Annotated in this window: 15 protein-coding genes and 1 pseudogene; 13 read left to right on the top strand and 3 right to left on the bottom strand. The window is 69.0% G+C overall.

Annotated elements, in window-relative coordinates:
• Positions 1-124 precede the first annotated feature (124 nt).
• From metH to STRCI_RS08620, 4 genes are all read left to right on the top strand, one after another.
• Positions 125-3640, top strand: a complete 3516-nt coding sequence (gene metH, locus STRCI_RS08635) for a methionine synthase (protein WP_269658257.1) — start codon at positions 125-127, stop codon at positions 3638-3640.
• Positions 3641-3828: 188 nt separating this feature from the next.
• Positions 3829-4530 (top strand): HAD family hydrolase, encoded by a 702-nt coding sequence (locus STRCI_RS08630; RefSeq protein ID WP_269658256.1) that lies wholly within the window; start codon positions 3829-3831, stop codon positions 4528-4530.
• A gap of 443 nt (positions 4531-4973) precedes the next feature.
• Positions 4974-6578, top strand: coding sequence for an ABC transporter substrate-binding protein (locus STRCI_RS08625; protein ID WP_269658255.1), 1605 nt, complete (start codon positions 4974-4976; stop codon positions 6576-6578).
• A gap of 73 nt (positions 6579-6651) precedes the next feature.
• On the top strand, positions 6652-8238 hold the full coding sequence (locus tag STRCI_RS08620; RefSeq protein WP_269658254.1) for an ABC transporter substrate-binding protein: 1587 nt from the start codon (positions 6652-6654) through the stop codon (positions 8236-8238).
• Between the two features lie 68 nt (positions 8239-8306).
• Here STRCI_RS08620 and STRCI_RS08615 read toward each other — a convergent pair whose 3' ends face one another.
• Together STRCI_RS08615 and STRCI_RS08610 are read right to left on the bottom strand one after the other, a co-directional pair.
• The gene (locus STRCI_RS08615; protein WP_269658253.1) at positions 8307-8978 is read right to left on the bottom strand and encodes a response regulator; all 672 of its coding nucleotides are present in this window, start codon (positions 8976-8978) and stop codon (positions 8307-8309) included.
• A gap of 14 nt (positions 8979-8992) precedes the next feature.
• Positions 8993-9943, bottom strand: coding sequence for a RecB family exonuclease (locus tag STRCI_RS08610; RefSeq protein ID WP_269658252.1), 951 nt, complete (start codon positions 9941-9943; stop codon positions 8993-8995).
• Between the two features lie 156 nt (positions 9944-10099).
• Here STRCI_RS08610 and STRCI_RS08605 point away from each other — a divergent pair, with 156 nt between their 5' ends.
• The 3 genes from STRCI_RS08605 (at position 10100) to STRCI_RS08595 (ending at position 13383) form a co-directional block, all read left to right on the top strand.
• Entirely contained in the window at positions 10100-11641 is a 1542-nt protein-coding gene (locus tag STRCI_RS08605) for a site-2 protease family protein (RefSeq protein ID WP_269658251.1), read from the top strand.
• Positions 11642-11692: 51 nt separating this feature from the next.
• Positions 11693-12595: a tRNA (adenine-N1)-methyltransferase gene (locus tag STRCI_RS08600; RefSeq protein ID WP_269658250.1), complete on the top strand. Its 903-nt coding sequence runs from the start codon at positions 11693-11695 to the stop codon at positions 12593-12595.
• A gap of 215 nt (positions 12596-12810) precedes the next feature.
• A complete protein-coding gene (locus STRCI_RS08595) occupies positions 12811-13383 on the top strand; it encodes a hypothetical protein (protein ID WP_269658249.1) in 573 nt (190 codons plus the stop codon).
• Positions 13384-13404: 21 nt separating this feature from the next.
• Here STRCI_RS08595 and STRCI_RS08590 read toward each other — a convergent pair whose 3' ends face one another.
• Positions 13405-13707, bottom strand: coding sequence for a ferredoxin (locus tag STRCI_RS08590; RefSeq protein WP_269658248.1), 303 nt, complete (start codon positions 13705-13707; stop codon positions 13405-13407).
• A 427-nt stretch (positions 13708-14134) separates the two neighbouring features.
• Here STRCI_RS08590 and arc point away from each other — a divergent pair, with 427 nt between their 5' ends.
• The 6 genes and pseudogenes from arc to prcA all read left to right on the top strand — a co-directional run bounded on the left by arc (position 14135) and on the right by prcA (position 20269).
• Complete coding sequence (gene arc, locus STRCI_RS08585; protein ID WP_269658247.1) at positions 14135-15901, top strand: proteasome ATPase; 1767 nt, start codon at positions 14135-14137, stop codon at positions 15899-15901.
• 234 nt (positions 15902-16135) lie between these two features.
• On the top strand, positions 16136-17647 hold the full coding sequence (gene dop / locus STRCI_RS08580; RefSeq protein WP_418953317.1) for a depupylase/deamidase Dop: 1512 nt from the start codon (positions 16136-16138) through the stop codon (positions 17645-17647).
• A 188-nt stretch (positions 17648-17835) separates the two neighbouring features.
• Positions 17836-18054, top strand: a complete 219-nt coding sequence (locus STRCI_RS08575; RefSeq protein WP_019757212.1) for a ubiquitin-like protein Pup — start codon at positions 17836-17838, stop codon at positions 18052-18054.
• A gap of 8 nt (positions 18055-18062) precedes the next feature.
• Positions 18063-18661: pseudogene (locus tag STRCI_RS08570) on the top strand (endonuclease VII domain-containing protein).
• Positions 18613-19458 (top strand): proteasome subunit beta, encoded by an 846-nt coding sequence (prcB, locus tag STRCI_RS08565; protein ID WP_269658246.1) that lies wholly within the window; start codon positions 18613-18615, stop codon positions 19456-19458. Before STRCI_RS08570 ends, prcB begins: the two are co-directional and overlap by 49 nt.
• Before the next feature lie 61 nt (positions 19459-19519).
• Complete coding sequence (gene prcA / locus STRCI_RS08560; protein ID WP_269658245.1) at positions 19520-20269, top strand: proteasome subunit alpha; 750 nt, start codon at positions 19520-19522, stop codon at positions 20267-20269.
• Position 20270: the final 1 nt, after the last annotated feature.

Here is a 20270-nt window from a genome sequence, read left to right as displayed (position 1 = left end):
TCCGTCCCGTGGACGCCCTGACCATCAGGTCCCGGTCCCGGCTACGCTGGCGGCGTGCGCCCACCGCGGAACCGAATCGCAAGGGCGCAAAGCCGACAGCCGTCGCACCTCAGGGAGCCCTTACATGGCCTCGTTGCCACAGACCCCTTCCGCCGACAGCCGGACCCGTGTGTCCGCCCTCCGCGAGGCGCTCGCCACCCGGGTGGTGGTCGCCGACGGAGCCATGGGCACCATGCTCCAGGCCCAGGACCCCACTCTCGAGGACTTTGAGAACCTCGAGGGCTGCAACGAGATCCTGAACCTGACCCGGCCCGACATCGTCCGCTCCGTCCACGAGGCGTACTTCGACGCCGGCGTGGACTGCGTCGAGACCAACACCTTCGGCGCCAACTACGCGGCGATGGCCGAGTACGACATCCCCGAGCGCGTCTTCGAGCTGTCCGAGCTGGGCGCCCGTATCGCCCGTGAGACGGCCGACGCCTTCGCCGCCCGGGACGGCCGGCAGCGCTGGGTCCTCGGCTCCATCGGCCCCGGCACCAAGCTGCCCACGCTCGGCCACATCGGCTACACCACGATCCGGGACGCCTTCCAGCAGAACGCCGAGGGCCTGATCACCGGCGGCGCGGACGCGCTGATCGTGGAGACCACCCAGGACCTGCTGCAGACCAAGGCGGCCGTGATCGGCGCCCAGCGCGCCCGCCGGCTCTCCGGCCTCGACCTGCCGATCATCGTCTCCGTCACCGTCGAGACCACCGGCACCATGCTGCTCGGCTCCGAGATCGGCGCTGCGCTCACCGCGCTGGAGCCGCTCGGCATCGACATGATCGGCATGAACTGCGCGACCGGCCCCGCGGAGATGAGCGAGCACCTGCGCTATCTCGCCCGGCACTCCCGCATCCCGCTGTCCTGCATGCCGAACGCCGGCCTCCCGGTCCTCGGCAAGGACGGCGCCAGCTACCCGCTGACCGCGCCGGAGCTGGCCGACGCCCACGAGACCTTCGTCCGCGACTACGGCCTCTCCCTGATCGGCGGCTGCTGCGGCACCACCCCCGAGCATCTGCGCCAGCTGGTCGAGCGGGTCCGCGACCTCGCCCCCGTCGAGCGCGACCCCCGCCCCGAGCCCGGCGCCGCCTCCCTCTACCAGACCGTCCCCTTCCGCCAGGACACCTCCTACCTGGCGATCGGCGAGCGGACCAACGCCAACGGCTCCAAGAAGTTCCGCGAGGCCATGCTCCAGGCCCGCTGGGACGACTGCGTCGAGATGGCCCGCGAGCAGATCCGCGAGGGCGCGCACATGCTCGACCTGTGCGTGGACTACGTCGGCCGCGACGGCGTCGCCGACATGGAGGAGCTGGCCGGCCGCTTCGCCACCGCCTCCACGCTGCCGATCGTGCTGGACTCCACCGAGGTCGACGTCATCCGGGCGGGTCTGGAGAAGCTCGGCGGACGCGCGGTCATCAACTCCGTCAACTACGAGGACGGCGACGGGCCCGAGTCCCGGTTCGCGAAGGTCACCGAGCTCGCCCAGGAGCACGGCGCCGCGCTGATCGCGCTGACCATCGACGAGGAGGGCCAGGCCCGCACCCCCGAGAAGAAGGTCGAGATCGCCGAGCGGCTGATCGAGGACCTGACCGGGAACTGGGGCATCCACGAGTCGGACATCCTCATCGACACCCTGACCTTCACCATCTGCACCGGTCAGGAGGAGTCCCGAGGGGACGGCATCGCCACCATCGAGGCGATCCGCGAGCTCAAGCGCCGCCACCCGGACGTCCAGACCACCCTCGGTCTGTCCAACATCTCCTTCGGCCTCAACCCGGCCGCCCGCATCCTGCTGAACTCCGTCTTCCTCGACGAGTGCGTCAAGGCCGGCCTGGACTCGGCGATCGTGCACGCCTCCAAGATCCTGCCGATCGCCCGCTTCAACGAGGAAGAGGTGCAGACCGCCCTCGACCTCATCCACGACCGCCGCACGGAGGGCTACGACCCGCTCCAGAAGTTGATGGCCCTGTTCGAGGGCGCCACCGCGAAGTCCCTCAAGGCGGGCAGGGCCGAGGAGCTGGCCGCGCTGCCCCTGGAGGAGCGCCTCAAGCGCCGCATCATCGACGGCGAGCGCAACGGCCTGGAGGCCGACCTCGACGAGGCCCTGAAGTCCCGGCCCGCCCTCGACATCGTCAACGAGACCCTCCTGGACGGCATGAAGGTGGTCGGCGAGCTGTTCGGCTCCGGCCAGATGCAGCTGCCGTTCGTCCTGCAGTCCGCCGAGGTGATGAAGGCCGCCGTCGCCCATCTCGAACCGCACATGGAGAAGTCCGACGCCGAGGGCAAGGGCACCATCGTGCTGGCCACGGTCCGCGGCGACGTCCATGACATCGGCAAGAACCTCGTCGACATCATCCTGTCCAACAACGGCTACAACGTCGTCAACCTCGGCATCAAGCAGCCGGTCTCCGCGATCCTGGACGCCGCCGAGGAGCACAAGGCCGATGTCATCGGCATGTCCGGGCTCCTGGTCAAGTCCACGGTGATCATGAAGGAGAACCTGGAGGAGCTCAACCAGCGCGGCCTCGCGACGGATTACCCCGTCATCCTCGGCGGCGCCGCCCTCACCCGGGCCTACGTCGAGCAGGACCTGCACGAGCTGTACGAGGGCGAAGTCCGTTACGCCCGCGACGCGTTCGAGGGCCTGCGCCTGATGGACGCCCTCATCGGCGTCAAGCGGGGCGTGCCCGGCGCGAAGCTGCCCGAGCTGAAGCAGCGCCGGGTCAGGGCCACCGCGCAGACGGCGGTCGAGGAGCACCCGGAGGAGGGCCACGTCCGCTCCGACGTCGCCACCGACAACCCCGTGCCCAAGCCGCCCTTCTGGGGCACCCGCGTCATCAAGGGCATCCAGCTCAAGGAGTACGCCTCCTGGCTGGACGAGGGCGCCCTGTTCAAGGGCCAGTGGGGGCTGAAGCAGGCCCGCACCGGCGACGGACCCACCTACGAGGAGCTGGTGGAGACCGAGGGCCGTCCGCGACTGCGCGGCCTGCTGGACCGCCTCCAGACGGAGAACCTCCTCGAAGCGGCCGTCGTCCACGGCTACTTCCCCTGTGTCTCCAAGGACGACGACCTGATCATCCTGGACGAGCAGGGCAACGAGCGCACCCGCTTCACCTTCCCCCGCCAGCGCCGCGGCCGCCGGCTCTGCCTGGCCGACTTCTTCCGCCCGGAGGAGTCGGGCGAGACCGACGTCGTCGGCCTCCAGGTCGTCACCGTCGGCTCCCGCATCGGCGAGGAGACGGCGAAGCTCTTCGAGTCCAACTCCTACCGCGACTACCTGGAACTGCACGGCCTGTCCGTGCAGTTGGCGGAGGCGCTCGCCGAGTACTGGCACGCGCGCGTCCGTTCGGAGCTGGGCTTCGCCGGTGAGGACCCCGCCGACGTCGAGGACATGTTCGCCCTGAAGTACCGGGGCGCCCGCTTCTCCCTCGGCTACGGCGCCTGCCCCGACCTGGAGGACCGCGCCAAGATCGCCGAGCTGCTCCGGCCCGAGCGCATCGGGGTCCACCTGTCCGAGGAGTTCCAGCTGCACCCCGAGCAGTCCACGGACGCCATCGTGATCCACCACCCGGAGGCGAAGTACTTCAACGCGCGCTGAGGCGCCGAGGCGGCCATGAGGCCCTGGCGCAGGTCAGGGCCGCCCCTCGACCGGGTCTCCGGTGTTCCCCGGGCCACATCGGTTAAACAGGGCATCGCAGCGCCGCACGACGTACACTGGTCGGTCCACTGCAGGCCGGTTCCCCATGTGGGAACCGGCCTGATCGTCCCTCAAGGAGGTGCGCCCGGATGACCAGCACGGTCCCCGCGCCCGTAACCCGTACGGCAGAAGGCTCAGCCCTCCAGGCCGTACTCCTCGACATGGACGGAACCCTGGTGGACACCGAGGGGTTCTGGTGGGACGTCGAGGTCGAGATCTTCGCCGGCCTCGGCCACACCCTCGACGACTCATGGCGCCATGTCGTGGTCGGCGGTCCCATGAGCCGCAGCGCGGGGTTCCTGATCGAGGCCACCGGCGCCGACATCACCTTCGCCGAACTCAGCGGGCTCCTCAACCAGGGGTTCGAGGAGCGCATCGGACGGGCCCTGCCGCTGATGCCGGGCGCCGCCCGGCTGCTGGCGGAACTGGCCGAGTACGAGATCCCCACGGCCCTCGTCTCCGCCTCGCACCGGCGCATCATCGACCGCGTCCTGACCTCGCTGGGCCCGCAGCACTTCGCGCTGACGGTGGCCGGTGACGAGGTGCCGCGCACCAAGCCGTACCCCGACCCGTATCTGACCGCCGCGGCCGGACTCGGCGTGGATCCGGTCAGATGCGCCGTGGTCGAGGACACCGCGACCGGAGTGGCGGCGGCCGAGGCGGCCGGCTGCCATGTGGTGGCGGTGCCCTCGGTGGCCGGCATCGCCCCGGCCCACCGGCGGACCGTGGTCGGCTCGCTGGAAGAGGTGGACCTGGCATTTCTGCGCGGCCTGATGACGGAAATGCGCTAGCCGTTCACCGAGCGTGCAACTGCGATACAGGGAATTTCCAACCGGCTGCGCGGGGTGCAAGAACAGGGTGCGCACCCGGAATTCGGGCCCGGCGGACGGCCGAATTCCGCCGACCGCCCGACCTCGATTCATATGTGACGTTCGCCACTCCGGGCGGTCTCGACAGGCTGCGTGCCATGTGCTGTTCACCCCCTTTCGGACGCCAACTGCGTGCCCTTGTGTCCCGATTGGGGAGATGCTGCACTAATCCTTCCCGTGTCGGTTTTTCGGTGTGTCCACGCCCGGTTTCACTGCGTGATGGGGGCCCAACTCCGGTGGCCGCGAAGCGTCCTGCGGACGCCGACTAATCTCGTCGCGAGGACATCAACCCCTACCCCCGTGATCCGCCGCGACACCCATGCATGCCGGATACACGGACGTGACAGCTCTGGAGAAACTCGCCCATGAACCGCAAGACTTTGGTGCTGCCGGCCGTCATAGGTCTGCTCGCCCCGGTTCTCGCCGCCTGCGGCGGTGCCGACGGCGGCAGTGACGGTGGGGACGCGATCGTCGTCGGTACCACGGACGAGTTCACCACCACCAGCGACGACCCCGCCCCGCTGGACCCCGCGTCCGCCTACGACGTCGGCACCTGGAACATCCTGCGCCAGACCGTGCAGACCCTGATGATCCAGCCCCGCGGACAGGGCGAGCCGGTCCCCGAGGCCGCCGAGAGCTGCGGATTCACCGACACCGGCAACGAGCGCTACTCCTGCACCCTGCGCGAGGGCCTGAAGTTCGCCAACGGCGACTCCGTCACTGCGGCCGATGTGAAGTACTCCATCGACCGCGCCCTCAAGATCAAGGCCCCCAGCGGCGTGTTCGGCCTGCTGTCCACCGTCGACACCGTCGAGACCAAGGGCGAGCGCGAGGTGATCTTCCACCTGAAGACCGCCGACGCCACCTTCCCGTACAAGCTGTCCACCCCGGTCGCCGGCATCGTCGACCCGGACGACTACGCCAAGAACCAGCTGCGCGACGGCTTCGAGATCAACGGCTCGGGCCCCTACACCTTCCAGGCCGAGGAATCGGACGACAAGCTGGTCAAGGCCGTGTTCACCAAGAACCCCAACTACCAGGGCGCTCTTGAGGTGAACAACAGCAAGGTCGAGCTGCGCTCCTTCCCCGACGCCGACGCCATGAGCAGCGCCATCGACGACGGCGACATCGACCTGATGACCCGCACCATGACGCCCGAGCAGATCCAGCGGCTGTCCACCGCCGCCGACACCCAGGTCGACCTCGTCGAGATGTCCGGCCTGGAGATCCGCTACCTGGCCTTCAACACCGAGGCCCCGGCCGTCAAGAGCCGGGCCGTCCGCCAGGCGATGGCCCAGGTCATCAACCGCGGCGAACTGGTCTCCAAGGTCTACGGCACCCAGGCCGAGCCGCTGTACTCGCTGGTCCCGGCCAGCCTCACCGGCCACTCCAACGCGTTCTTCAACAAGTACGGCGAGCCCAGCGTCAGCAAGGCCAGGGCGGTACTGGAGAAGGCGGGCATCACCACCCCGGTGACGCTGACCCTGCACTACACCACCGACCACTACGGCGCGGCCACCGAGAAGGAGTTCGAGCTGCTGAAGGAGCAGCTCAACTCCAGCGGCCTGTTCGAGGTCACCACCAAGGGCACCGCCTGGGACGAGTTCCGCCCCGCCGAGCAGAAGGGCGAGTACGAGGTCTACGGCATGGGCTGGTTCCCCGACTTCCCGGACGCCGACAACTACCTCGCGCCCTTCCTCGACAAGGACAACTTCCTCGGCTCGCCGTACGCGAACAGCGAGATCCGCAACTCCCTGATCCCGGAGTCCCGGCGCGAGGCCGACCGGCAGTCCGCGGTCGGCAGCCTGACCGACATCCAGGACATCGTTGCCGAGGACGTCCCCGTGATCCCGCTGTGGCAGGGCAAGCAGTACGTCGCCGCGCGCGACGACGTCACGGGCACCGCGTACGCGCTCAACTCGTCCTCCACCCTTCAGCTGTGGGAGCTCGGCCGTGGCGTGAGCGGCTGACGTCTCCCGTGCCCGGGGCGCCGGGGACGGCGTCCCGCGACGACAACCGAAACCGACGACAAGGCACTTGCACGTGAACATGCGCAACCAGTGGCCGGTCCTGCCCGTAGTGGCGGGGCTGGCCTCCGGCCTGCTGACCGGCTGCGGCACGGAGACCGGCAACTCCGCGAGCGACGGATCCTCCGTGGTGGTGGGGATGTCCGACGACGTACTCGCCACCGACCCGGCATCCGGATACGACCCGGGCTCGTGGCTGTTGTTCAACAACGTCTTCCAGTCCCTGCTCAGCTTCCCCAAGGGCGGCACCGACCCCGAGCCGGACGCCGCCGAGTCCTGCGCGTTCACCGACACCCGGACCAAGGTGTACAAGTGCACGCTGAAGGACGGCCTCAAGTTCAGCAGCGGTGACTCGCTCACCTCGGAGGACGTGAAGTTCTCCTTCGACCGCATGCTGGAGATCAACGACGACGACGGTCCCGCGATCATGTTCCCGATGCTGGACAAGGTCGAGACCCCGGACGAGAAGACGGTCGTCTTCAAGCTGAACACCCCGGACGCCACCTTCCCGAGCAAGATCGCCTCGGGTGCCGGCTCCATCGTCGACCACCGTCAGTACGACGCGAACGGTCTGCGCAAGGACGGCAAGGCGGTCGGCTCCGGCCCCTACAAGCTGGACTCCTTCGGCGACGACGAGGCCGTCTTCTCCGTCAACGAGCACTACAAGGGCACCGCCGACGTCCAGAACTCCGGCGTGACCATGAAGTTCTTCCACGGCGACCGCACCGCCCTGAAGACCGCGCTGCTCGACAGCGAGGTGGACATCGCCTACCGCGGCCTGAGCGCCGCCGACATCGCCGAGACCGAGCGGGCCGACGACAGCTCCAGTTCCGGCATCGAGATCGTCGACGGCACCGGCGCCGAGGTGCAGCACCTGGTCTTCAACATGGACGACCCGGTGGCCGGACAGCTCGGCGTCCGCAAGGCCATCGCTTACCTCGTCGACCGCGAAGCCCTGATCGAGGACGTCTACAAGGGCACCGCGACCCCGCTGTACTCGATCATCCCGGCGGGCATCGGCGGCCACAACACCGCCTTCTTCGACACCTACGGCGCCCGCCCCTCCGCCGCCAAGGCGGAGGCGGCCCTGCGCGCCGACGGCATCACCGACAAGGTGAAGCTGACGCTCTGGTCCACCCCGTCGCGCTACGGCCCGGCCACCGACCAGGAGCTGAAGGCCATCGCCGGCCAGCTCAACGACAGCGGCCTGTTCGACGCCGATGTGAAGTCGGTCGACTACGAGCAGTACGAGCAGGACATCGCCGCGGGCAAGTACGGCGTGTACGTGAAGGGCTGGATCCCGGACTACCCGGACGCCGACAACTTCACCTCACCCTTCTTCGGCGAGGGCAACGTGCTGGGGAACAACTACAGCAACGACACCATCACCGGCACGCTGATCCCGCGCACGGCCGCCCAGAGCGACCGCACCGCCACGGACGACGACTACGGCCGGCTCCAGGACACCGTGGCCGAGGAATTGCCGATACTGCCGATCTGGCAGGCCAAGCAGTACGCGGTCGTCCGGGACGACGTCTACGGCCTGGAATACTGCCTCGACGCCTCGACGGTCTTCCGGTTCTGGGAGCTCAGCAAGGGCTGAGCCACCGCAGCCGAAAGGGCGCCCGCTTCCCCCCGGGGAAGCGGGCGCCCTCTGCGTATCCGTACGCCCTACTGCGCGCCGGGGCGCACCAGCCCGCTCTCGTACGCGTACACCGCGGCCTGCACCCGGTCCCGCAGCCCCAGCTTGGTCAGCACATGGCCCACATGCGTCTTGACGGTGGTCTCGCTGACGAACAGGTCGGCGGCGATCTCCGCGTTGGACAGCCCGCGCGCCACCAGCTTCAGCACCTCCACCTCGCGGTCGGTGAGGGTGTGCAGGGTGTCCGGGACCGGCTCCTCGCCGGAGGGCAGATGGGTGGCGTACTTGTCGAGCAGCCTGCGGGTGATGCTGGGCGCCAGCATCGCCTCGCCGCCGGCCACCACACGGATGGCCTGCACCAGTTCATTGGCGGGGGCGTCCTTCAGCAGGAAGCCACTGGCGCCCGCCTTGAGCGCCTCCACCACGTACTCGTCGAGGTCGAAGGTGGTCAGCACCAGCACCTTCGCCGGGCCGTCCCGGCCGGGCCCGGTGATCTGCCGGGTCGCCTCCACACCGTCCATCCGCGGCATGCGGATGTCCATCAGAACAACATCGGGCTGCAGGGCCCGCACCTGATCGAGAGCCTGAAGGCCGTCTCCGGCCTCGCCCACGACCGCGATGTCCTGCTCCGCCTCCAGGATCATCCGGAAGCCGGTACGCAGCAGCGGCTGGTCGTCGACCAGTAGGACGCGGATGGCCACGTAAGTCTCCTTCGCTAGTCCGGCCCCATTCTGCCCTGCGCGCCTTCGCTCGACTCCGGCGCCCTGACCGGCAACGGATAGGGCGGGGGAGTGCCGCCGAATTCCGGGCAGTGGGCCTGGTGGTCGCACCAGCCGCACAACTTGGTCGGACGGGGCCGCCAGTCGCCCGTCTCGGTCGCCGAGCGGATCGCCTCCCACAGCGCCAGCAGCTTGCGCTCGACCCGCTCCAGATCGGCCAGGACGGGGTCGTAGGTCAGGACGTCACCGCTGCCGAGGTAGACGAGCTGCAGGCGGCGCGGCACCACCTGCTTCAGCCGCCAGACCACCAGGGCGTAGAACTTCATCTGGAACAGCGCGCCCTCGGCGTACTCGGGCCGGGGCGCCTTGCCCGTCTTGTAGTCGACGATCCGCACCTCACCGGTGGGCGCGACGTCGACCCGGTCGATGATCCCGCGCAGCCGCAGCCCGGAGTCCAGCTCGGCCTCGACGAACAGCTCGCGCTCGGCCGGTTCCAGCCGGGTCGGGTCCTCCAGCGTGAACCACCGCTCCACCAGCTGCTCGGCCTGGGTCAGCCAACCCGCGAGCCGCTCGCCCTCGGGATCGTCGGCGAACAGCTCCTGGATCTCAGGCCGGGACTCGCGCAGCCGGTCCCACTGGCCGGGGATCAGGGACTTGGCGCGGGGCGCGGTCCGCTCGGCGGCCGGGGCGTCGAAGAGCCGCTCCAGCACGGCGTGCACCAGCGTGCCCCGGGTCGCCGCCTCACTGGGCTTCTCCGGCAGCCGGTCGATCACCCGGAACCGGTACAGCAACGGGCACTGCATGAAGTCACCGGCGCGCGACGGGGACAGCGAGGCGGGCGGTATGGCGGTGGGCACGGCAGGGGTCGCCGCCGCCCCGTCCGCCGGCTGTGCCGTCGCGCCCTCGGCCGCCACCGACGGCTCCACGTCCTCCGTGCTCGTCTCCATGCCCAAGACCTTACGGCCCACCACTGACAGTCACCCCGCCGTCAGCGGGCGAACACCAGGGGTGCCGGGGCGGAACGCATCGCGACGGCCGCATACCATCGACCCGAGACCCTTCCGCCCGGCAGGCGCGGAAGACGCTGCGAACGAGGGGACACCGTGGACGAGAGCGGCGGGAGCGGGAAGCCGCGGTCCGGCACCGAGGAGCCGGCCCAGCACCACGCACCACCAACGACCCCGCCCACAGAAACCACACCCCCCGAGGCCCGGACCGAGCCCGTGAACCCGGAGGACCGGGCCCCCGAGGACACGACCGAGTCCGCGCCGCCGGCTCCCGCAGCCCCCGAGAACAAGCCCGACCCCGCGCCCTCCGAGCCCGCGACTCCCGAGAACCCGGCCGAACCCGCGCCCAAGCCCGCCGACACCCACGCGCACGCGCACGCCCACACCCCCAGCGACGAGCCCACCACCCAGCCCCTCCCCACCCACCCCGGCGACCGCGCCCTCGCGCACTCCGACACCGGCAAGGGCCGCCCGCCCAAAGCCCCGGAGCCGCGCGGCGGGCTGCTCATGGGGCGGCCGTTCGGTGTGCCGGTGTACGTCGCGCCCAGCTGGTTCCTGGTCGCCGCCCTCATCACCTGGGTGTTCGGCGGCCAGCTCGACCGCGTCCTGCCCGAACTCGGCGCCGCCCGCTACCTCGTCTCCCTCTTCTTCGCGGTCGCCTTCTACGCCTCCGTGCTCGTGCACGAGCTCGCCCACACCGTCGCCGCCCTCCGCTTCAAGCTCCCGGTCCGCCGCATCCAGCTCCAGTTCTTCGGCGGCGTCTCCGAGATCGAGAAGGAGTCCGACACCCCCGGCCGCGAGTTCGTGCTGGCCTTCGTCGGCCCCCTGCTCTCCCTGATCCTCGCGGGCATCTTCTACGCCGCCGTGCAGACCGTGGAGCCCGGCACCGTACCCGGCGTCCTGCTGGCCGGCCTGATGATCTCCAACCTGATCGTCGCCGTCTTCAACCTCCTGCCCGGCCTGCCCCTCGACGGCGGCCGGATGCTCCGCGCCGTCGTCTGGAAGATCACCGGCAAGCCCATGACCGGCACCATCGCCGCCGCCTGGGTCGGCCGCGCGCTCGCGGTCTCCGTGCTCATCGGGCTCCCGCTGCTCACCCAGTCCGGCGCCCTCGGTGCCAACGCCGAGGACAACGTCGGCATGGACACCGTCATGGACGCCCTGCTGGCCGCGATCCTCGCCGCGATCATCTGGACCGGCGCCGGCAACAGCCTGCGCATGGCCCGGCTGCGCGAGCACCTCCCCGAACTGCGCGCCCGCACCCTTACCCGGCGCGCGGTCCCGGTGGAGACGGACACCCCGCTCTCCGAGGCCCTGCGCCGCGCCAACGCCGCCGGAGCCCGCGCCCTGGTCGTCGTCGACGCCGACGGCGCCCCCCTCTCCCTGGTCCGCGAGGCCGCCATCGTCGGCGTCCCCGAACACCGCCGCCCCTGGGTCGCCGTCAGCGGCCTAGCCCAGGAGCTGACCGACGGCATGCGCGTCTCGGCGGAACTGGCGGGCGAGGACCTCCTGGACGCCCTGCGCGCCAGCCCCGCCACCGAGTACCTGGTGGTCGAGGACACCGGCGAGATCTACGGCGTGCTCTCCGCGGCGGACGTGGAGCGCGCCTTCGTGAAGGCCATGGCCCGCCCGTCCTAGCGACCGGCGGCCGTGGTCGGCGGCCTCCCCAAACCCCGGTAGGCTGTTCACATGTCCGAACCGACCGGTGCCGCCCGCAGGCGCGGGCCCTTCAAGGTCGGGGACCAGGTTCAGCTGACCGATCCCAAGGGCCGCCACTACACGTTCACGCTCGAAGCCGGGAAGAACTTCCACACCCACAAGGGTTCCTTCCCGCACGACGAACTGATCGGCGCTCCCGAGGGCAGCGTTGTCCGCACCACTGGGAACGTCGCCTATCTCGCGCTGCGCCCCCTGCTCCCCGACTACGTCCTGTCCATGCCCCGCGGGGCAGCCGTCGTGTACCCGAAGGACGCGGGGCAGATCCTCGCCTTCGCCGACATCTTCCCCGGCGCGCGCGTCGTCGAAGCCGGCGTCGGCTCCGGCTCGCTCAGCAGCTTCCTGCTGCGCGCCATCGGCGACCAGGGCATGCTGCACTCCTACGAGCGCCGCGAGGACTTCGCGGAGATCGCCCAGCAGAACGTGGAGCGCTACTTCGGCGGCCCGCACCCCGCCTGGCAGCTCACCGTCGGCGACCTCCAGGACAACCTGTCCGACACCGACGTCGACCGCGTCATCCTCGACATGCTCGCCCCCTGGGAGTGCCTGGAGGCCGTCTCCAAGGCGCTCGTGCCGGGCGGCATCCTGTGCTGCTACGTCGCCACCACCACCCAGCTCGCCCGGACCGTGGAGTCCATCCGTGAGATCGGCTGCTTCAACGAGCCGACCGCCTGGGAGTCGATGATCCGCAACTGGCACATCGAGGGTCTGGCGGTCCGCCCGGACCACCGGATGATCGGCCACACCGGCTTCCTGCTCACCGCCCGCCGCCTCGCGGACGGCGTGGAGCCGCCCATGCGCCGCCGCCGCCCCGCCAAGGGCGCCTACGGCGAGGACTACGCGGGCCCGAACGCCGACGGCGGCTCCGGCCGCTGAGGCGGTCTCCTGCCGCGTACAACGCAACGGCGCTGTGGCCGAGTTCCCCGGGACGACCGGGAACTCGGCCACAGCGCCTTTCCGCTGACGGCGTGCCACCCGACCGCGTCCACTTCGGCACCGGAACTGCACACCCCCGCCGTTCCCCCCGGGTGTGACGTGTGGCACGATGCCTGGCACCCCCACCGGCACAGCCCTCACAGGAGACACTCCTAGTGCAGCAATCCGCCGTCCCGGAACTGGCACACACGCACACCCGTCCGATCCACTGGGTCGCGACGGCCACCGCGGTGGCCGGAGTCGTGGCGCTCTCCTCGGTCCTGCAACCGCACTCCGCCACCGCGGCCCAGGCGGGCCCGGAGTCGAAGACCGCTACGGCGGCCCTCGCGCCCGATCCCGAGGACGTCGACTTCCCGCTCGAATGCGGCCCGGTGAAGGCGATCGTGGTCAAGAAGGCATCGGGGGACCTCGATGGCGACGGCCGCCCCGAGACGGTGGCCGTCGTGCACTGCGACGCCCCCATGGGCACCCCGCCGGACGGCGTGTACGTCCTCACGCGCGGGGCGGACACCGAGCGCCCCCGGGTGGTGGCGACCCTCGTCGACCCCAAGGACCGGCAGACCGTCAGCGAGTTCGCGGTACGCGACGGGGTCGTGGCGGCGACCCTGCTCGGCTACTCGTCGTCCGACGTGCCCAGTTGCTGCCCCGACGTCACCGACCGCGCGAAGTGGGCGTGGGACAACGGCGCGTTCGTCCGCTCCACGCCCGCCGGGGCGCGCAGCGTCTGACGACCCTCCGCGCCCGGCGCGTCACTGCGCGTCGGGCCCGTACACCTCGACCCGGTCCGCGACCCGGCGCACATGGATGCACTCGCCGGGGCACTCCTTCGCCGAGTCCACGACATCGGTGAGCAGCGGCAGCGGCACCCGGGTCGTGGCGCCCTTGTCCTGAAGCAGCTCGTCGTCCGCGCTCTTGACGTAGGCGAGCCCGTCGATGTCCAGCTCGAACACCTCGGGGGCGTACTGGACGCAGATGCCGTCGCCGGTGCAGAGGTCCTGATCGATCCAGACCTCCAGCGCCTCGCCGACCGCGGCCTCCTCCTGCACGCTCATCTCTCCTGCCGTCCTCCCGTGTCGAGCGATCTTTCCTCGACCCTACCTCCGCCGACGTTCCACCCGAGGCCGACGGGGACTCCTCCCGGCCGCGAGTGAGGCTCCACCACCAGAACGCACAGTGTGTGACCGGAACCTCAGCGTCATGACAGCAGAGTGCGGACGCGACGGTTCCGATGCCTGCTCCTGACCGGCCAACACCCTCCCGTCAGCTGCAACTCCGGCCAAAAGTGACGGTGTTTGACCACTCCGGCCAGGAACAGGCCGCTTCTGAAACGCGTTGAGTGGGTATCCACACGGCGTACGGAAGGGTGCGAGGTGTGGCTGACGACACACCTTGACAGTCTTTGTGATCTAGGGGTTTCAATCGACACCCACCCAGGTAGGGTCTGGAAGCGTCCAGCTCCCCTTGGAGGAGGTGAGGACCGTGGCAGCCCACGACGACGACATGAACCGCGGCATCCGCCCGGGACGAGGGTCCGAAGACCCTGCCGGACAGATCGCCTACCTTGAGCAGGAGATCGCCGTCCTGCGACGTAAGCTCGCCGACTCTCCGCGACACACGAGGATTCTCGAAGAGCGGATCGTCGAGCTGCAGACCAACCTGGCCGGAGTGTCCGCCCAGAACGAGCGACTCGCGAACACGCTCCGTGAGGCCCGCGACCAGATCGTGGCCCTCAAGGAAGAAGTCGACCGGCTCGCACAGCCGCCGGCCGGCTTCGGTGTCTTCCTCCAGGCGAACGAGGACGGCACCGCCGACATCTTCACCGGAGGACGCAAACTCCGCGTGAACGTCAGCCCCAGCGTCGAACTCGACGACCTGCGCCGCGGCCAGGAACTCATGCTCAACGAAGCGCTCAACGTGGTCGAGGCCATGGAATTCGAGCGCGTCGGCGACATCGTCACCCTCAAGGAGATCCTGGAGGACGGCGAACGCGCCCTGGTGCTCGGGCACACCGACGAGGAGCGGGTGGTGCGGCTCGCCGAGCCGCTGCTGGGCGTGACCATCCGCCCCGGCGACGCCCTGCTGCTCGAACCCCGCTCCGGCTACGTCTACGAGATCGTGCCCAAGAGCGAGGTCGAGGAACTCGTCCTCGAAGAGGTCCCGGACATCGGCTACGAGCAGATCGGCGGCCTGGGCAACCAGATCGAGATGATCCGCGACGCCGTCGAGCTCCCGTACCTCTACCCGGACCTGTTCAAGGAGCACGAACTGCGGCCGCCCAAGGGCGTCCTGCTCTACGGCCCGCCCGGATGCGGCAAGACGCTCATCGCCAAGGCCGTCGCCAACTCGCTGGCCAAGAAGGTCGCCGAGGTCACCGGCCAGGCCCAGGGCAAGAGCTTCTTCCTCAACATCAAGGGCCCCGAACTCCTCAACAAGTACGTCGGCGAGACCGAGCGGCAGATCCGCCTCGTCTTCCAGCGTGCACGGGAGAAGGCATCCGAGGGCACCCCCGTCATCGTCTTCTTCGACGAGATGGAGTCCCTCTTCCGCACCCGCGGCTCCGGTGTCAGCTCGGACGTGGAGAACACCATCGTCCCCCAGCTGCTCGCCGAGATCGACGGTGTGGAGGGCCTGCAGAACGTGGTCGTGATCGGCGCCTCCAACCGCGAGGACATGATCGACCCCGCCATCCTGCGCCCCGGCCGCCTGGACGTGAAGATCAAGATCGAGCGTCCCGACGCCGAGGCCGCCAAGGACATCTTCGGCAAGTACCTCACCGAACGCCTCCCCCTCCACCCCGAGGACGTCGGTGAGCACGGCGGCGACAAGGGCTCCACGGTCCAGGGCATGATCCAGACCGCGGTGGAGCAGATGTACGCCGAATCCGAGGAGAACCGCTTCCTGGAAGTCACCTACGCCAATGGAGACAAGGAAGTCCTCTATTTCAAGGACTTCAACTCCGGCGCCATGATCGAGAACATCGTCGGGCGCGCCAAGAAAATGGCGATCAAGGACTTCCTGGAGCACAACCAGAAGGGCCTGCGCGTCTCCCACCTCCTCCAGGCTTGCGTGGACGAGTTCAAGGAGAACGAGGACCTGCCGAACACCACCAACCCGGACGACTGGGCCCGGATCTCCGGAAAGAAGGGCGAGCGGATCGTGTACATCCGCACCCTGATCACCGGAAAGCAGGGCGCCGACACCGGACGCTCCATCGACACGGTGGCGAACACCGGTCAGTACCTGTAAAAGCCAGGGCGGCTGCGGGTGCCCTCAGCGGGTACCCGCAGCCGACTGTTTTTGCGCCGACGACCGGACCAAGGCAAAGACGCAAATGATCTCCCCACCAGCGCAAAGGCGTTCTAGGCTCTTCCGTACCGCCGAGTCGCGCAGTGCGGGGACGGGCACCGCACACGCACCGGAGCGCCAGCGGTACTTGAGCGCCGCCCCCGACCGAGGGCGCCGCCGGGCAAGGAGGGCCGCATGACCGTACGGCGAGTAATGGGTATCGAGACGGAGTACGGGATCTCCGTCCCCGGTCATCCCAACGCCAATGCCATGCTCACCTCATCCCAGATCGTCAACGCCTACGCGGCGGCGATGCACCGGGCCCGGCGGGCCCGCTGGGACTTCGAGGAGGAGAACCCGCTGCGGGACGCGCGAGGCTTCGACCTCGCCCGCGAGGCCGCCGACTCCAGCCAGCTCACCGACGAGGACATCGGCCTCGCCAACGTCATCCTCACCAACGGCGCGCGGCTGTACGTCGACCACGCCCACCCCGAATACAGCGCCCCCGAGGTCACCAACCCCCGGGACGCCGTCCTGTGGGACAAGGCCGGCGAGCGGATCATGGCCGAGGCGGCGGAACGCGCCGCCCAGCTCCCCGGCGCCCAGCCGATCCACCTCTACAAGAACAACACCGACAACAAGGGCGCCTCCTACGGCACGCACGAGAACTACCTGATGAAGCGGGAGACCCCGTTCTCGGACATCGTGCGCCACCTCACGCCCTTCTTCGTCTCCCGCCAGGTCTTCGCCGGAGCGGGCCGCGTCGGCATCGGCCAGGACGGCCATGAGCACGGCTTCCAGCTCAGCCAGCGGGCGGACTACTTCGAGGTCGAGGTCGGCCTGGAGACCACCCTCAAGCGCCCCATCATCAACACCCGCGACGAACCGCACGCCGACGCGGAGAAGTACCGCCGACTGCACGTGATCATCGGCGACGCCAACCTCTCCGAGATCTCGACGTACCTCAAACTGGGCACGACAGCCCTGGTGCTGTCCATGATCGAAGACGGCTTCATCGCCGTGGACCTGGCCGTGGACCAGCCCGTCCGCACCTTGCACCAGGTCTCCCACGACCCGACCCTCAAGCGCCTGGTCACGCTCCGCAGCGGCCGGACACTCACCGCGGTCCAGCTCCAGATGGAGTACTTCGAGCTGTCCCGCAAGTACGTCGAGGAACGCTTCGGCGCCGACGCCGACGAACAGACCAAGGACGTCCTGACCAGGTGGGAGGACACCCTCAACCGCCTGGAGAACGACCCCATGAGCCTGGCCGGCGAGCTGGACTGGGTCGCCAAGCGAGAGCTGATGGAGGGCTACCGGCGCCGCGACGGCCTCGACTGGGACGCCGCCCGGCTGCACCTGGTGGACCTCCAGTACGCCGACGTACGCGCCGAGAAGGGCCTGTACAACCGTCTCGTGGCCCGCGGACGGATGAAGCGGCTCCTGGAGGAGTCCGACGTCGACCGGGCGCGTACGAAGCCACCGGAGGACACCCGCGCCTACTTCCGCGGCCGCTGCCTGGAGCAGTACGCCGACGATGTCGCGGCCGCGTCCTGGGACTCGGTGATCTTCGATCTGCCGGGCCGGGACTCCCTCCAGCGCGTTCCAACCCTCGAACCGCTTCGCGGAACGCGAAATCATGTCAAGGAGCTCCTGGACCGCTGCCGAACCGCGGAAGACCTGGTCAGGGTCCTGTCCGGCGGCTGAGCGGGCATCCGGGGGCCGGGTACCGGGCAGAGTGGAAAATCCGCCGCCCGGGAATCATCGAGGTGGCCCCCGCACGTTGAGAAAGTGCGGGGCCGATGTCAGACCGGGCTTGTAGGGTCTGATCATCACCGATCGGCAGGAATGTCGACCTGGCGACCATGTCGGGCGAACTGAGCGGGGTGAGGGTTATGGCAACCAAGGACACCGGCGGCGGACAGCAGAAGGCCACACGCTCCACCGAGGAGGTCGAGGAGCAGGCAGCGGAGACGCAGGCTTCCGAGGACCTCAAGGAGCGACAGGAGAAGCTGAGCGACGACGTGGACTCGGTTCTGGACGAAATCGACGATGTCTTGGAGGAGAACGCCGAGGACTTCGTTCGATCATTCGTTCAGAAGGGCGGCCAATAGCCTTCGAAATGAAGGCTACGGGGGAGTTCGAGTTGGGAAATGGAGAGGGTGTGAAGCGCTGTGTGCGGTGCGGTGAGGACAAGCCGCACGCAGCCTTCGCTAGCAAGCGGTCCAACCTCCCCGGCGGGGTCGTGCTCGCCGGTGACCGGCGGGCCACCAGAGTCTCGGTCGGAAGGTTCGGCCCAAGGCCGAGGTGTCCGAGGGGCACAAGCTCTGTCTGAAATGCGGCGAGGTAAAGCCGTGGAGCGAGTGGCACCGGAACGCAACGGCCTCGGACGGACTCTCGACAGGTTGCAAGGCGTGCCGGGCGGCAGATGGTCGTGCGGGTCACCTGAAGCGCCACTACGGCCTCACCGAAGCCGAGCGTGACGCGATGATCGCCTCTCAGATGGGGCTCTGTGTGATCTGTCTGAAGGCTCCGGCCGTACATGTGGATCACTGCCACAAGACGGGTAGGGTCCGTGGCGTACTGTGCTTCAACTGCAATTCGGCCATCGGCAAGTTGGGAGACGATCCCGACGCCGTTCGCCGGGCCGCCGCTTACTTGGAAGGAAACGCGTGGAAGCCAACACTCGTAGCACCGGGCGTCTACCAGCTGCCTTCCTGACGCCTGGGTCGTCCTCGTTCATGGACTTTCTCTCCGAGCATCAGCCCGAGATGCTGCCGGGCAAGCGTCAACTCCCGCCCGTGCAGGGTGTGATCGAGGCGCCGCACGGCACCACCATCGTGGCCGTGACGTTCCCCGGCGGGGTCGTGCTCGCCGGTGACCGGCGGGCCACCATGGGGAATGTCATCGCTCAGCGGGACATCGAGAAGGTGTTCCCGGCCGATGAGTACTCGGCCGTCGGTATCGCCGGTACCGCGGGGCTCGCCGTGGAGATGGTGAAGCTCTTCCAGCTGGAGCTGGAGCACTTCGAGAAGGTCGAGGGTGCTCAGTTGTCGCTGGAGGGCAAGGCCAACCGGCTGTCGACCATGATCAGGTCGAACCTGGGCATGGCGATGCAGGGGCTGGCCGTGGTGCCGCTCTTCGCGGGGTACGACGTGGACCGTGAGAAGGGGCGCATCTTCTCCTACGACGTCACGGGCGGCCGTTCCGAGGAGCAGGGCTACGCCGCCACCGGCTCCGGTTCGATCTTCGCGCGCGGTGCCATGAAGAAGCTGTTCCGTAGCGACCTGACCGAGGACGAAGCCACGACCCTCGTGGTGCAGGCCCTGTACGACGCGGCAGACGACGACTCGGCGACCGGGGGTCCCGATGTCGCCCGCCGGATCTACCCGATCGTCACCGTGATCACCGATGACGGCTTCCGTCGGCTCACCGACGAGGAGTCCTCCGAGATCGCCCGCTCGATCCTGGAGCGGCGCCTGGAGCAGCCGGACGGGCCGCGGGCCGCGCTGCTGTAGCGGTCCGCGCGGTTCTTGCTAGGTGATCGCAGTGACTTCCACAGAAAGGGACGGATAACCGGTGTCGACGCCGTTCTATGTCTCCCCCCAGCAGGCGATGGCCGACCGGGCGGAGTACGCCCGTAAGGGCATCGCCCGTGGTCGCAGCCTGGTCGTGCTCCAGTACGCCGACGGCATTGTGTTCGTCGGCGAGAACCCGTCCCGCGCGCTGCACAAGTTCAGCGAGATCTATGACCGGATCGGCTTCGCGGCCGCCGGCAAGTACAACGAGTACGAGAATCTGCGGATCGGTGGTGTCCGCTATGCCGATCTGCGTGGGTACACCTACGACCGCGACGATGTGACCGCCCGCGGTCTGGCCAACGTCTACGCCCAGACGCTGGGCACGATCTTCTCCTCCGCGGCCGAGAAGCCGTACGAGGTGGAGCTGGTCGTCGCCGAGGTCGGGGAGACGCCCGAGGGTGATCAGATCTACCGGCTGCCGCATGACGGTTCGATCGTGGACGAGCACGGCTCGGTCGCGGTCGGCGGCAACGCCGAGCTGATCAGCACCTATCTGGACCAGCGTCACCAGGACGGCATGACGCTGGCCGAGGCGCTGAAGCTGGCCGTGCAGGCCCTGTCCCGTGAGTCCAATGGCAGTCAGCGGGAGATTCCCGCCGAGCGCCTGGAGGTCGCGGTGCTGGACCGGACGCGTCCGCAGCAGCGCAAGTTCAAGCGGATCGTCGGCCGTCAGCTCGGCCGGCTGCTGGAGGCCGACGGCGCGGCCACCGAGGCGGAGAGCGCCGACGGCGCCGACGAGGAGGAGTAAC

The sequence above is a fragment of the Streptomyces cinnabarinus genome (genome assembly GCF_027270315.1).
Taxonomy (GTDB): Bacteria; Actinomycetota; Actinomycetes; order Streptomycetales; family Streptomycetaceae; genus Streptomyces; species Streptomyces cinnabarinus.
This window is presented reverse-complemented; position numbering and strand designations above follow the sequence as displayed.